The organism is Pseudoalteromonas sp. SG41-2, assembly GCF_014164535.1.
In the GTDB taxonomy this organism is placed as follows: domain Bacteria; phylum Pseudomonadota; class Gammaproteobacteria; order Enterobacterales; family Alteromonadaceae; genus Pseudoalteromonas; species Pseudoalteromonas rhizosphaerae.
In genome coordinates, this window is record NZ_JACJFK010000008.1 from 100,853 (window position 1) to 116,357 (window position 15,505).

Annotated in this window: 12 protein-coding genes; 6 read left to right on the forward strand and 6 right to left on the reverse strand. The window is 41.5% G+C overall.

Features of this window, described 5'->3' with window-relative positions:
* Positions 1–19: 19 nt before the first annotated feature.
* From tatC to H5186_RS08380, 6 genes are all read left to right on the forward strand, one after another.
* Complete coding sequence (tatC, locus tag H5186_RS08355; RefSeq protein ID WP_149982219.1) at positions 20–763, forward strand: twin-arginine translocase subunit TatC; 744 nt, start codon at positions 20–22, stop codon at positions 761–763.
* Complete coding sequence (locus H5186_RS08360; RefSeq protein WP_182717498.1) at positions 764–1,294, forward strand: hypothetical protein; 531 nt, start codon at positions 764–766, stop codon at positions 1,292–1,294.
* Complete coding sequence (locus tag H5186_RS08365; protein ID WP_182717499.1) at positions 1,294–2,076, forward strand: TatD family hydrolase; 783 nt, start codon at positions 1,294–1,296, stop codon at positions 2,074–2,076. Before H5186_RS08360 ends, H5186_RS08365 begins: the two co-directional genes overlap by 1 nt.
* A 2-nt stretch (positions 2,077–2,078) precedes the next feature.
* Positions 2,079–3,929: a diguanylate cyclase gene (locus tag H5186_RS08370; protein WP_182717500.1), complete on the forward strand. Its 1,851-nt coding sequence runs from the start codon at positions 2,079–2,081 to the stop codon at positions 3,927–3,929.
* 9 nt (positions 3,930–3,938) lie between these two features.
* Positions 3,939–4,946, forward strand: coding sequence for a porphobilinogen synthase (gene hemB, locus H5186_RS08375; RefSeq protein ID WP_182717501.1), 1,008 nt, complete (start codon positions 3,939–3,941; stop codon positions 4,944–4,946).
* Positions 4,947–5,088: 142 nt separating this feature from the next.
* Complete coding sequence (locus H5186_RS08380; protein WP_182794332.1) at positions 5,089–7,824, forward strand: ExeM/NucH family extracellular endonuclease; 2,736 nt, start codon at positions 5,089–5,091, stop codon at positions 7,822–7,824.
* Between the two features lie 78 nt (positions 7,825–7,902).
* On the opposite strand, the gene H5186_RS08385 is transcribed toward H5186_RS08380, so the two are convergent.
* The 6 genes from H5186_RS08385 to H5186_RS08410 all read right to left on the reverse strand — a co-directional run bounded on the left by H5186_RS08385 (position 7,903) and on the right by H5186_RS08410 (position 15,484).
* Complete coding sequence (locus tag H5186_RS08385; RefSeq protein WP_182794333.1) at positions 7,903–8,334, reverse strand: hypothetical protein; 432 nt, start codon at positions 8,332–8,334, stop codon at positions 7,903–7,905.
* A 380-nt stretch (positions 8,335–8,714) separates the two neighbouring features.
* Positions 8,715–10,799 (reverse strand): elongation factor G, encoded by a 2,085-nt coding sequence (gene fusA / locus H5186_RS08390; RefSeq protein ID WP_182717504.1) that lies wholly within the window; start codon positions 10,797–10,799, stop codon positions 8,715–8,717.
* A 165-nt stretch (positions 10,800–10,964) separates the two neighbouring features.
* The gene (nagA, locus tag H5186_RS08395; RefSeq protein WP_182717505.1) at positions 10,965–12,128 is read right to left on the reverse strand and encodes an N-acetylglucosamine-6-phosphate deacetylase; all 1,164 of its coding nucleotides are present in this window, start codon (positions 12,126–12,128) and stop codon (positions 10,965–10,967) included.
* Complete coding sequence (locus tag H5186_RS08400; RefSeq protein WP_145240076.1) at positions 12,125–13,054, reverse strand: ROK family protein; 930 nt, start codon at positions 13,052–13,054, stop codon at positions 12,125–12,127. Before H5186_RS08400 ends, nagA begins: the two co-directional genes overlap by 4 nt.
* A complete protein-coding gene (locus H5186_RS08405) occupies positions 13,047–14,183 on the reverse strand; it encodes an SIS domain-containing protein (RefSeq protein ID WP_145240078.1) in 1,137 nt (378 codons plus the stop codon). Before H5186_RS08405 ends, H5186_RS08400 begins: the two co-directional genes overlap by 8 nt.
* A gap of 17 nt (positions 14,184–14,200) precedes the next feature.
* The gene (locus H5186_RS08410; protein WP_182794334.1) at positions 14,201–15,484 is read right to left on the reverse strand and encodes a D-tagatose-bisphosphate aldolase, class II, non-catalytic subunit; all 1,284 of its coding nucleotides are present in this window, start codon (positions 15,482–15,484) and stop codon (positions 14,201–14,203) included.
* Positions 15,485–15,505 lie beyond the last annotated feature (21 nt).

The window sequence follows — 15,505 nt, forward strand, 5'->3', positions numbered from 1 at the left end:
ATCGGTAACGAGTTAAATTATGACTGAACAAGTTAAATCAGGCTTTGTAAGTCATTTAATTGAATTGCGAAATAGGCTTATGAAAGCCTTATTAGCTATATTGGTATTTTTTATTGCGCTGGTTTACTTTGCGAACGATATTTACGGTTTTGTAGCGGCCCCATTAGTTGCGCACTTACCAAGTACAGCAACCATGATCGCTACTGATGTAACAGCACCATTTTTTGCGCCGTTTAAGTTAACCTTATTTGTCGCTTTATTTGCAGCGTTTCCATTAATATTACACCAAATATGGGGCTTTATTGCGCCAGGGTTATACCAACATGAAAAACGCATGCTAATGCCTGTTTTAGCATCTAGCATTATACTTTTTTATAGCGGTATCGCATTTTGTTACTTTGTAGTACTACCCATAATTCTTGGCTTTTTTACTAGCGTTGGCCCAGAAATGATGACGTTGGCACCAGATATTAGTAGCTACTTAAGTTTTGCGTTGAAGCTATTTTTTGCTTTTGGGGTCGCTTTTGAGATTCCAGTAGCGATAATGCTGCTGTGTTTTAGTGGCGCTACCACAACACAAAGTTTAAAAGAAAAACGTCCTTATATTGTGGTCGGTGTTTTTGTTGTAGCTATGTTTTTAACGCCACCGGATGTACTATCACAAACATTATTAGCATTTCCCATGCTACTGTTATTTGAATTGGGTTTAATCTTAGCATCCTTTTATAGCGCTAAACCCCAGCAAAATGAGTCTGAGGAATAAATGAAAAAACAACTACTACCAATACTTGCCTTATTAAGCATTCCTACTGTTCATGCCAATGAAGTTAACTTACAAGCTTTACAAGCATGTACATTTGTAGAAAATGACTTCAATCGTCTGCTTTGTTATGACAACACTATGGCGGGTAAATCATTAAGTAAGCCAGCAACAACAAAAACCTTAACCCCACCTACCAACTCAGCAGCCCCTAACGTTGGCGCACCAACAGCTGCAGCAGTAGCCAATGAGCAAATAGCTAAGACTAAAAATGACGATTTTGGTTTAGAACACAAAGAAGTAGCAAGAGATAATGACAATGAAATATCAGCCGTCGTTAGCAACGTCAAAGAAGCGCCATACGGTGAATTAATTATTAGTTTAGACAACGGTCAACAATGGCGTCAAATTGGCTCAGATAGCTTGCGTATCGACCAAAATGATACCGTGATTATTGAACGTGGTATGTTCAACTCCTTTTTATTAAAAAAAGCAGGCCAGAATCGTTCGATCCGCGTTAAGCGCACTAATTAATGACCACATCACTCATTGATGCAGGCGTAAATCTTACCAATCATCAATTTGATGCTCAACATTCGGCTATCATTGCTCGCGCAAAAGCGCAAAATGTTAGCCAAATGCTGTTAATTGGCTGCGATATAAACTCCAGTCAGCAAGCGATTAACTTAGCACAACAGTACAAGCTACTTGCTACCGCCGGTGTTCACCCCCATGACGCAAAATCAGCCGATGGAAAACTAGAAACACAACTGCGCACTCTCGCTGCACACCCTGAGGTTGTTGCGATTGGCGAATGTGGATTAGATTACAATCGCGACTTTTCTCCCCGCGAGACTCAACGTTCCGTGTTGCACCGACAACTCACTTTGGCAGTAGAGTTAAACCTTCCGGTATATTTACATGAGCGCGATGCGAGCGAAGATATGCTGGCAATATTGCAACAATATTCGGTGCGTGGAGTATTACATTGTTTTACTGGTGATCAGCACGCCTTAGAACAGTATTTATCGCTCGGTTTATACATTGGTATTACCGGTTGGGTCTGTGACGAACGTCGCGGTAAATCACTGCAACAACTGATGCCTATGCTGCCATTAGAGCGCCTATTAATAGAAACGGATGCACCGTTTTTGATCCCTCGCTCATTAACACCAAAACCTAAATCGCATCGCAATGAGCCAAGCTATTTACCACATATATGCCAAACTATCGCGTCCTTAAAAGGCCTAGAGTTTGCAACTGTTGCAAAGCAAACTACACTTAACTTCCAACAGTTATTCAACCACAAGGGCTGATAATGAAGCGTGTTTGGTTGCTGCTTTATAGCTTTGTATTTATTTCATTTACGGCCAACGCAACGCAGATCACCTTAGATAAGCACTTCAAACACCTTGTGAATATACCTTTCGAATATTCCCTGCAGCCTTTCACAGCAGAGCAAGCCAAGCTCACTTCAAATCAGCAATGGCAACAGCTTTCAGAGCAATCGCTCAATTTAGGACTCACTAATCAAGCCGTATGGCTACGCCTGCAACTGGTTAACGCTGAGAATTCAGAGCTACCAATTTTATTGTCCATTGATAATCCGTTATTAGATAAAGTTGCTGTATACCATTACTTTAAGCAAAACAGATTATTGTTTAAAGAAATTGGTGATGTATTACCACTCAATAACCGACAAATTAATACAGAATCATTATTAGTAAAGCTAACACTGCCACCGGCAAGTCAGTCAACATTACTGCTTCGAGTTGAAAGTCTAGATGGTGTTAGAGTGCCGTTAAGTCTTTGGCAGCATGACGAATATTTAAAAGATAAAAGTAAGTTTAATTTAATGTACGGCCTGCTCGTCGGATTTATTTTATCGTTGGCAGTCACTTGCTTGGTCATGTTTGGCTTTTCACGAAAACGTTACTTTGCACTCAGTGGCAGTATTTTAATCACGTTATGGTTATTACTGATTTACTTATATGGCTTTGGTTATCGCTATTTCCACCCGTCTTTGCCTAGTTTGCAGCAGCTAGCCGTGCCTAGCATGCTGATATTAACCACTTGCTTATTCAAGCTATTATTTGAACAATTGCGCCTGCCCACAAAAACAGCGCTGCAACCCTTACACAAATGGAGTAACTGGTTACTTTTTATCAGCTTATTTTTTATCTGGTTGCTCCCTACAAATATCATGCTTTATTACAGCCTAATTGCACCGGTGTTGATTATGTTGTTACACATAACTGCGTTAGGGATCGATATTAAGCAACAGCGAACGCAGCCTCTGAGTGCGCTTTTATGTAGTATGTTAATGTTCTTAACTGCGCAGATCTATCTAATAATTGTCGTATTTGACATCTATGATTTTAATACCCGTGGTTTACCGTTTGTATTTTTTAGCTTTTTAATCTGCTCACTCAGTTTAAGCTTTGCTACCATCAAACACTTTTTAATCGAACGCGATGCTCAAGTTACTGCACAGCAGAGTAAAATAGCCCAAAGTGAAGCACAAGATGCTTTATTGCAAGAGCGTTTAGCACTACAAGAACAAGCTAGGTTAGATTTAGAAGCAAATATAGAAGAGCGAACGTTTGAACTTCAGGTCACCCTGCGAGAGCTTGAAGAAAAGAATCGCGCACTTGAACAAATCAATATGGAAGATCCATTAACACAAATAAAAAATCGCCGCTATTTCGATAAAAAGCTAGTAATGGACTTGCGTCGCTCTCGTCGAGAGCAAACGCCTTTAAGTGTGGTCATGCTCGATATTGATCACTTTAAGAGCATTAACGACACCTACGGGCACTTAATTGGCGACCAAACTATCCGTGCTGTGGCTGACATTATAAAAAGCCATTTAAAACGCCCACTTGACGAAGTAGCCCGTTATGGTGGCGAAGAGTTTGTGATCTTACTACCTAACACCATCCTCGGCGGTGCAGTAGAAATAGCAGAGCAAATCCGCCAAGCAATCATGGATGCCACAATTACAGTGGCAAACACCCAGATAAAGTTTACCATTAGTGCTGGTGTATATAGCGCCATTGCAGAAGACATTCATAATCCGGGATTATTCACCGACTGCGCCGACAAAGCACTTTATCATGCCAAGCAAAGTGGGCGTAATCGTGTAGTTAGTTTTCCAATTTTAGACTAGGAGCAAATAATGGCCCAATCAGGTCTCGACCTTTTCCCTTATACTCGCATGCGCAGAATGCGCCGCAATGATTTTTCGCGCCGCTTGATGGCCGAAAATCAACTCAGTGTAAATGACTTAATTTATCCAGTATTTGTACTTGAAGGTAACAATCGCCGTGAAGCCATTGCATCGATGCCAGGCATAGATCGCTTATCGATTGACTTACTGCTGATTGAAGCAAAAGAGTTGGTTGAATTAGGTATTCCTGCAATCGCTATTTTTCCGGTCACCCCTGCGGACAAAAAATCATTGCTTGCTGAAGAAGCTTACAATGATGATGCACTGGCACAACGCACTGTACGCGCACTCAAAGAAGCCTATCCAGAATTAGGGGTAATCACCGATGTGGCGCTTGATCCATTTACTGTGCATGGACAAGACGGCATTATCGACGATAATGGCTATGTAATTAACGACATCACGACTGAAATATTAGTTAAACAAGCGATATCTCATGCACAAGCGGGTGCAGATATTGTTGCCCCTTCAGATATGATGGATGGCCGCATTGGCGCGATCCGCGAAGCGCTCGAGGCCGAAGGTCACATTCATACACGCATTATGGCTTATTCAGCTAAATATGCCTCAAGTTACTATGGACCATTTCGTGATGCCGTCGGCTCTGCTGGTAACTTAAAAGGTGCGGACAAAAAAACCTACCAAATGGACCCTGCTAATTCTGATGAAGCCATTCGTGAAGTAGCGCTGGATTTACAAGAAGGTGCTGACATGGTGATGGTCAAACCTGGTATGCCTTATTTAGATATTGTACGCCGGGTTAAAGATGAGTTTGGTGTGCCGACGTTTGCTTACCAAGTGAGTGGCGAATACGCTATGCATAAAGCGGCGATAGATAATGGCTGGCTTGCTGAAGAAGCCACGATTATGGAGTCATTGCTTGCTTTCAAGCGTGCTGGCGCTGACGGTATTCTTACCTATTTTGCAAAACAAGCTGCACAACTGCTTAAAAGATAAGCCTCATAGATATTTAATTTAGAAAAGGGCGATTCACCGCCCTTTTTATTTTCATATTATTAACATTTTGTATTTTCTTTGTCATAAATTTTCCTTAAACTGTTTGTCCCATTCGGGACACAATACACGGGAAAAAATAATAATGTTCAAAACAAAAATAACGCCATTGGCGCTTGTTATTGCAAGCCTCAGTGCACCAGCCTCAGCTAATCTAATTATTTCAGAATATGTTGAAGGTGGCGGTTACAATAAAGCAATTGAAATCTACAACACCTCATCAACAGCTATATCTCTCGACGGCTATACCCTTAATTTATATTCAAATGGCAGTGATACAGTTTCAACAAGTGAAGAATTGTCAGGCTCTCTTGCTGCTGATAGTACTTTTGTTATTGTAACAACGGACACCCGTGCTTTAGATGACTTAACAACTAAAGCAGATTTACGTAGCGGTGCTGTTAACTTTAATGGTGATGACGCTTTCACACTTACGCTCGGTGATACTGTTATTGATAGTTTTGGACAGGTAGGTGTGCAAGAAGTTTGGACAGCGGGAGGGGTAACTACTAAAGATAAGACTCTACGTCGTAAGGCAGATGTCACCTCTGGTCGCACTGATGCAACTAGCGCGTTTGATCCTAGTGAACAATGGCTACAATTTGATAAAGATGACTTTTCTGGCCTAGGCTTCCACGGTGAAAACAACCAACCAGATCCCGAGCCAGAACCGGAGCCGTTAGTACCATTAGAATGCGGCGCAGCTAAAACCTTGATCAGCGCTGTACAAGGTGAAGGCGGTGATAGCCCTCTATTAAACACAGAAATTGAGCTGGAAGGCGTAGTAACTGCTGATTTTCAAGGTAGTGAGCAATTAAGTGGCTTCTTTATTACATCACTTGATGCAGATATTGATACAAACCCACTTACTTCTGAAGGTGTCTTTGTTTATTTTGCTGATACCGATGTCAATGTTGGTGACCATGTGCGCGTCAAAGGCAGTGTTGCTGAATACTTTAATGCCACCCAAATTGGTGATGTTAGTCAAGTGGAAGTATGTGCTACAGGCTTAACGCCAACAGCAACAAGCATCACTCTCCCTGTTAATAATGTAGCCGATTTAGAAGCTTATGAAGGCATGCTGGTTTCACTAGAACAACCGCTGGTCGTTAGCAACAACTATGGTTTAGGCCGTTATGGTGAAGTAGGTCTTGCCACAGAACGTTTATATCAAGGTACACAAATAGCCCTTCCCGGTGATGCTGCTAACGCTGTTGAAGCCGAAAACATCAAGAAACAAATCTTACTTGATGATGGTTCAACGAAACAAAATCTTGACCCAGTTTCTTACCCAGGTACTGGCTTAGACGCTTATAACACATTACGTTTAGGTGATTCTGTGAACGCAATCACTGGTGTAATGGGTTACAGCTTTGATCGCTATTGCATTCACCCAACAGTACAACCAACTTTTGTTGCAACTAATCCACGTACAGATGCACCAGAACTGCACGCTGATGCAGATCTTCGGATTGCAAGCTTTAATGTGCTTAACTACTTCAATGGTGATGGCCAAGGTGCTGGTTTCCCAACCAGTCGTGGGGCTGATAGTGAAGCTGAATTTATTCGCCAACAAGCGAAAATTGTCAGTGCACTTGTTGCTATAGAAGCTGATGTTATCGGTTTAATGGAAATCGAAAACGATGGTTTCAGTGCAAATAGCGCTATTGCTAGTCTAGTTAATGCGTTAAACGATGAAGATAGCAATAATGAATACGCCTTTGTTAATTTTAACGTAGATAAAATTGGTACTGATGAAATTACCACCGCACTGATCTACCGTGCAAATAAAGTCGCACAAGTTGGCACCGCAGCTATCACAACCCAATATCCATTTGACTATAGTAACCGCACACCTATTGCACAAAGCTTCAAATCTCTTCAATCAGAAGAAGTATTTACTGTTGCTGTAGCGCATTTAAAATCCAAAGGTAGCTGTGGCAGTGCTAATGGCAACAATGCTGATTTAGGTGATGGCCAAGCATGTTGGAATGAGATCCGTGTAGCGGGCGCCAATGCTTATGCTGACTGGCTTGATAGCAAGCCAACTGGTGTAGACGATGAAGACATCATTTTAGTAGGCGATATGAATGCCTATGCGATGGAAGATCCAATACGCGCATTTGCTGATAAAGGATTTAAAAATGTCGTCGCAGAATTAGATGGTAATACACTTGGCTATTCATATAGTTTTTCTGGCCGCATGGGTAGCTTAGATCATGCTGTTGCTAGTCCAAGTTTACTTGCTAAAGTTGTCGCAGCGACAGATTGGCATATCAATGCTGATGAGCCGATCAGTCTTGATTATAACGTAGAGTTTAAATCTGATTCTCAAGTTGCTAGCTTGTATTCAGAGAGTGCTTATCGTGCCTCTGATCATGATCCTGTAATTATTGATATTCAATCTACACCTGCTGTAGAGCCAACGCCTGAGCCACAAGCTCCAGTGCTAGAGCCTGAGCAGAGTTTTAACATCAGTGAAAATAGCCCTATTGGCACTGTCATTGGTCAATTGAGCTTTAGCGATGCAGATGCACAGTACACACCCGTTATTGGCTTTATTGTTTCTGGCCACAATGCAGTGACTATAAATGAGCAAGGACAACTAATCGTTGCTGGTGATTTAGACTATGAGTTTGAAAGAAAAATCACATTAATGGTACAAGCAAAAGACAGTGCTGGTAATTTATCAAATGCACAGCTTGTGTACATTAATATCGCTAATGATGAGACTGATGACGAAGACGATGACTCAGGTTCATTATTTTGGTTAACGTTACTGGCGTTACCACTAACACTCCTGCGCCGTAAAAAAGCGTAGTATAAACTAAACTCTGCTTGAATAGGTTTATTCAGCAGAGTTCAGATTAGTAAAAAGGCCGCTAAACTGCGGCCTTTTCTATGCATTACATTCAGTATGCTGTGAATTATTACAGCGATTCTTCTTTTTGCTATACCAACACCTAATTGACTGCTGGGCTTGCTCGTCAAACTGCCAGTTATAAAAACAAATTTCTATGTTATTTTCTAAAGAAACCGATAATACAGTCAGTAATTTTAATGAGTTAAATTGAATATCAACAATTTCATCTGCATTAATATATTTTTTACTTAACCCTTGAGAGTAATAAATACCCGCTTTATAACAATGCATAAAACGTAAGTTGACGATACTTAAAATTGAAATAATAAAAATAACAGGAACAATAATTAGGGCTAAAAAAGTCTGATTAACAGCAAAGATGATTGTTAGCAAAAAAGCAACTGTACAAAGGGTTAGTATCATAACTAACTGCAACAGCCAGTTTGGGCTCAATTTAATTGCATTCATATAAACGTCCTAAAAAAGTACACATATATGTCTCTTTATTCGAGAGACTTCCATTTCTCTAATATGCGTATATGGGTGGCATAAGCGGGTATTCTACCTGTATTCGTAACTAAGATTCAAGTAATTGCACTACTTTTTACCTAGTTATAAATAACTAGTTTAATTAGTAAAACAGCCAGCTTTTAAACTACAACTTATGAGTGGAATGACGTTTAAACTGCAGTAATAAATAGTTGATTCTTTTTCTATTACTACTAAAGAGTGCTAACTACTCATTACTAGCATGACAACAAAAAAGTATTCGATTGTTGGAGGGATAATATTTCTGGCAATAAAAAACCCGCAACAGGTGCGGGTTTTTTTAAGAGTTTAAAGGCTAATTACTTAGCAGCTTTTTTCTCTTTTTCTGCAGCGATTACAGTTTCAGCTACGTTTTGTGGACATGGTGCATAGTGTGAGAACTCCATAGAGAACTGACCACGACCTGATGTCATTGTACGTAATGAACCGATGTAACCGAACATTTCTGATAACGGAACGTCAGCTTTAATACGAACGCCTGTTAAACCAGCTTCTTGGTCTTTCATCATACCACGACGACGGTTAAGGTCACCGATTACATCACCAACGTGATCTTCTGGCGTGAACACGTCAACTTTCATGATTGGCTCAAGAAGTTGTGCGCCCGCTTTAGGGATCGATTGACGGAAAGCGCCTTTAGCAGCGATTTCGAATGCGATTGCAGATGAATCCACGGCATGGAAGCCACCGTCGAAAAGTTCAACTTCAACGTCAAGCACTGGGAAGCCAGCTAGCACACCTTCGCTCATCATTGACTTGAAGCCTTTCTCAACTGCAGGCCAGAATTCTTTAGGTACGTTACCACCAACAACTGATGATTTAAACGTGAAGCCTGAAGCAACTTCGCCTGGCTTGATACGGTAGTCGATTTTACCGAACTGACCAGAACCACCAGATTGTTTCTTATGCGTGTAGCTATCTTCGATTTCACGAGTGATAGTTTCACGGTAAGCAACCTGTGGTTGACCAACGATAAGGTCTACGCCGTAAGTACGCTTAAGGATATCAACTTTGATATCTAAGTGAAGCTCACCCATACCTTTAAGGATAGTTTCGCCTGAATCTTCATCAGTCTCAACTTGGAAAGATGGATCTTCTGCAACCATTTTACCGATAGCAACACCCATTTTCTCATTACCGCCTTTATCTTTAGGCTGTACAGCAATCGAGATTACTGGAGTTGGGAATACCATTGGCTCAAGTGTTACTGGGTGCTTAGGATCACAAAGAGTGTGACCAGTTTGCACGTTTTTCATACCTACGATTGCAATGATGTCACCAGCTTGTGCGCTAGTTAATTCGTTACGGTCGTCTGCTTGCATCTCAACCATACGGCCAACACGCTCAGTTTTACCAGTAAACGCGTTAAGGATAGTGTCACCCTTATTAAGTTTACCTGAGTAAATACGTACGAAAGTTAATGCACCAAAACGGTCATCCATGATCTTAAACGCTAACGCTTTGAATGGTTCATCTACAGATACAACTGCAAACTCGCCGTTTTCGTTACCTTCTTCATCCATAAGCGGTTGAGGATCAACTTCTGTAGGAGATGGTAAGTAGTCAACAACAGCGTCAAGTACTAATTGCATACCTTTGTTCTTGAAAGCAGAACCACAGTATGTAGGGAAGAAAGCAAGGTCACGAGTACCTTTACGGATACAACGCTTGATATCTTCTAAAGAAGGTACTTCACCTTCCATGTATGCTTCCATTAGGTCATCGTCTTGCTCTACAGCAGTTTCGATTAGCATTTCATGGTATTCATCAACTTTGTCTACCATGTCTGCTGGAACGTCTTCGATCGTGTAGTTCTCTGGAAGACCAGTTTCGTCCCAGATGTATGCTTTTTTAGTTAAAACATCAACAACACCACAAAACTCATCTTCGATACCGATTGGTAACGTCATGATTAGTGGGTTTGCGCCAAGTACTTTACGTACTTGCTCTGTTACACGGTAAAAATCAGCACCCATACGGTCTAATTTATTTACGAAAATAACACGTGCAACTTCTGATTCGTTAGCATAACGCCAGTTAGTTTCTGATTGTGGCTCAACACCACCAGAACCACAGAATACACCGATGCCGCCATCAAGTACTTTTAATGAACGGTATACTTCAACTGTGAAGTCAACGTGTCCAGGAGTATCGATAACGTTAAAACGGTGATCTTTCCAGAAACAGCTTACAGCCGCAGACTGGATAGTAATACCGCGCTCAGCTTCTTGTTCCATGAAGTCAGTTGTTGATTCACCATCATGAACCTCACCAGTTTTATGGATTTGACCAGTAAGCTTTAGGATACGCTCAGTAGTCGTGGTTTTACCCGCATCAACGTGCGCGAAAATACCAATGTTTCTGTACTTCGATAAATCTGCCATTATTTTACTCTTAATAAAGTCGAAAAATTATTCGGCGGGAGTATAGCATTACTTATAGCGAACATCACCATACATGTCGCTTAAAATGCAATCAATTTTATAATATTTTACTTTCTATGGGTTTTGAAGCGCATAGCCACACTAAAGCCGAGCGCTTTAGCCATTTTATGCACTTTTAAAAAAGCACCGCTGACCCTTCACATAAGTCGCCTGAATACTAAAATCGCTGTTTAAAATAGCAAAATTCGCATGCTTACCTTCCGCTAAAGAACCAACTTGGCTGGCAATATTAAGAAATTGCGCGGGCACAATGCTGGCCATATTTATCGCCTCACGTAGCTCTACACTGCCTAATTGATGCATATTTTTAACTGCTTGCTCAAGCGTTAAAGTGCTGCCAGCTAACGAGCCGGAGGCAGTTCTCGCCACACCTTGTTGCACAACAACATCCATTTTACCCAATTTATACTCACCATCATTTAGTCCACCGGCATTGATACAATCACTGATCAAAGCGATTTTTTGTGGACCTTTTAGCTTATAGATCAGCTTTAAAATTGTAGGATGAAGATGTACACCATCTGCAATCACTTCAACAAATGCGTCATCATTCATCAATACCGCGCCGGCACAACCTGGATCACGATGATGAATGCCACGCATCCCATTAAAAACATGCACCCCACCGCATGCGCCATGCTCAAGTGCGCTTTGAGTTTGTTCATAATTGGCATCACAGTGACCAAGCATTACCCTAATTCCTTGCGCTGTCAGGTATTCAATTAATGCATTTGCGCCTGGCTTTTCTGGCGCCAACGCAACCACTTTTAAGCTACCCATGGCTGCATTAATCATCGCTTCTAGATGCGACTGCGATAGCTCTAAAAAGTAATCTTGATTGTGCGCGCCTTTATGAACTTCACTGAAAAACAGGCCCTCACTATAGCCACCTAGCACCTGTGCCCCGCTAGGTTGCTGCGTGTATGCCTGACCAATTACACTCATAGCATTAAGTGTTTGTTGCCAATCGGTGGTCACAGTCGTTGCTAAAAAGCCTGTCACTCCATGCTCTGCAAGTGAGCATGAAATCGTTTCAATACTACTCATTTTACAATCAATCACATCACAACCTTCGCGACCATGAATGTGTAAATCAATTAAGCCTGGAATAATTGCAGCATTACCATAATCATCAATAGGCACACCTGCCGTAGGGTTTTGCGTAAAGTGACTAATAATGCCATTTTCAACTAACATGAAGTGATTTTTAAGTACTCGTTCTTGACAATAAATTACATCAGCTTTGACGTAAAACACTGATCCAATCATGCCAGCGCTCCCACTTGTTCTTTGGCCAAAATAGCGGCACCGCGAGCGCCACTGGCATCGCCAAATTCAGCAAGCACTATTTTTGGCACCCGAATATCAGCAAATACATACGGTACGATTGCCTCTTCAAGCTTGCTCATTAGTTCATCAACTAAAGACATACCGCCACCAACTACAATCACTTCAGGGTCATAGGCCATAATAATTGCCGCAAAAGTACTGCCAATTAAATCCAAATAACAGGCAAAGCTTTGTTGGCAAAATACGTCGCCTTTTCTCAACCCTTCAACAATTTCAAAAGTAGTTAATACTTCGCCAGAAAAGTGCTGGTAAATTCTCGCCAAGCCAGGGCCTGCAATATAACTTTCAATGCACCCTGTTAAACCACAGCCACATTTTAAAATAGGTAACTGGTACTTCTGCTGTAACACTGCAGAAAGTGCGTAATGACCGTATTCACCTGCAATTCCCTGGGCGCTTTTATACAATTGACCATCAATACACAGCCCACCACCCGCACCAGTACCAAGAATTGCACCGAACACTCGGGTATGTTGCAAACCAACGCTGCTGCGCGCTTCTGAGAGTGCAAAACAGCGGCAATCGTTTTCGATCGCAACCGGGCGATTTATTAACTGAGCTAAATCTTGCGCGGCATTTTTACCGGTCGCATGAGGCACGTTAGCCGACAGTACTTGTTGGTTTGCATTAACAATGCCAGGCATACCAATACCGACCGCACCGTGACATTGATATTTATGATCAGCACTTAAAATCATACCAACTAACGCATTTAGAAAGTCTTGATAACTATTTTGCGGAGTCGCAATGCGCCATGATTCAAGTTGCTTTAATGAAGCGTCAAATACAGCAAGTTCAATTTTACTACCGCCAATATCAATGCCATAAATATACTGCTTAGTCATTAATATCACCTTGTTTTAGCGGGTAAATCGTCACCCCTTGCACCACTCTGTTTACTTCACCAGTTGGGCATGGGTTATCTACTGTAATGCCTAATTGCCACGCTTTATAGAACGACATTATTTGCGCGCAGACCATATAATATAAGCCATTAAATACATCGTCTAATTGCTGCATCACCGCGTCATCTGGCAGCGTCAAGGCGTGAACATCAATAGCTTTATTATCGCGACGTAACTCATTCAACAAATCAATATCGTACTGCTTGGTATAGGTATTAGTTGAGCCAAATAAAACAATTAAAGTTTTATCATCAACCAATGATTTTGGGCCGTGACGAAAACCAAGCGGGGATTCAAAATACCCCATAACTTGACCCGCACTTAATTCTAATAATTTTAATGCTGATTCTTGCGCATAGCCTTTTAAGGATCCTGCGCCTAAATACACTAAGCGATGCATAGGCAGTTCAGCCAATGTTTTTAGTTCAGCTAATTTACCAGCAATATTTTTTTCAACCGCTTCTGCAATAGTTAAAACAGCGTTATCTGCATCACTAAATATTGCCACACTTGCCACCAACATTGAGGTAAAACTACTGGTCATAGCGAAGCTGTGATCAAGTGTTTGCGTAGGCATCAATAACGAGAAATAGTTTTCATCTTGCGCTACTTGTTTATGCAGTGCTCCATCGGGGTTACAAGTAATAAATAGATGCGCGCAGTGTTTTACATAGTTATTCACTACATCAACAGCGGCAACACTTTCAGGACTATTGCCAGAGCGTGCAAATGACACTAATAAAGTTGACTTATTTGGCTGTAAATACTGCTCTGGGCAGGCAACAAGCTCTGTGCTACTAACACTTCGACAAGCAATATCCAATTGTTGATTCAAGTAACCAACAACCGCCTCACCAACATAAGCTGAGGTACCGGCACCGGTAAAAATTATTTGCGCATTTGGCTTATCTAATACGCCCGCAAGCCAACTATCTAGCTGCGCTCGTGCAGCTTTTACAATACTGAGCGTTGCTCGCCAACAATCGGGCTGCTGCATAATTTCTTTTGCAGTCCATAAACTATTTTTAGCTTCTAAAAGGGTTTCATCAATTGCTAAATAACTAGACATTACTACCTCACTTACGTCTATTGTTGTTTAAAACACGCATCTGCGTAGCGACTGGTTACTTGCATTATGTGATGAAGTACCAAAGATTTAGGGCTGTTTTGCAGGGTGTTATTTCGCACTGCAAGATACTGCAATGGCATATATTGGCTTAGTAACGGCAGTGGTATCGGTTGTTTTTGTAAATTACTAAATAGCTTATCAACGGCAGCTTGATTGCCTTGTTGTCCCCAGTAATAACGGATTCGGTCACTAAAACTAAAGCGACGATAAAGTTGCTGCACTGATTTATCAACTTGATAAAAACGCTGCCAATTTTTCGGAAACTGCTGCATATCAGCATCAATAACAGTGCGTATATGTGAACATTGCTCAGTGTCTATTAGCGCATCTTCAATATGGCTTAATGCAAATAATGCCTCACGCAAAGCAAAGGTAAGCTCTGGGCCCACTTTTAAAATCGCAAAATGATCATTTACTAATTGTTGATACGCGATGGGCGTTTGATAATCAGTTGAATGTGCTTCAAAGGCAATGCCATCAACGGCCTTTATATATTGCTTTAACTGTTGCGCTTTAGCGCTATCATAATCAAATACTTGCGTGTTATCGAATTCCACACCTGGCTGTACAACCAAGCCAACCACTCGCTGCCATGCCGATGATAACCCCTGCTGTAAAAATGCATCGTTATGCAATGCCAATGTACTAGCAACATGGTCAGTTTCTGTGACTGCAAGCGTATCTATTTGCTCATCGGCACCACCGGGCGGCGGCACCTCAGTACCAATAACATAAACTAAGTCACTGCGGCCAAAGGTATCTAATGCTGTTTGTTCAGCCACTGCACACAACTGCGCCGCACGTGTTGCAACTGTTTCATCTGCTAAAATTAATTCATCATCGGCGCAGCGCATACTGGTGTCTAAGTGAATTTTTTTGAATCCTGCACCAACATAACTGGCGATCAACTGCTCAGCTTTTTGCATCGCCGATTCAGCGCTTTCATCACACCAACACACAGGGCCTAAATGGTCACCGCCAAGGAGCAGCTTATCAATTGCAAACTCTTGCTTTGTCGCAAGCTGCTCAATAAATGCCATAAAATCAGCAGGTAACATACCCGTATAACCACCAAACTGATTGACCTGATTAGCGGTTGCTTCGATTAATAAATAACTATTATCTTGTTTGGCTTGCAATATGGCAGCTTCTAGCACCAATGGATGAGCGGAACAAACGGCATAAATACCCTGTTTTTCGCCGCGTTTATTCGCTGCGATTAATTGCTGTAATATCGTCATTGCAAGCCTCTTCGTTAGATA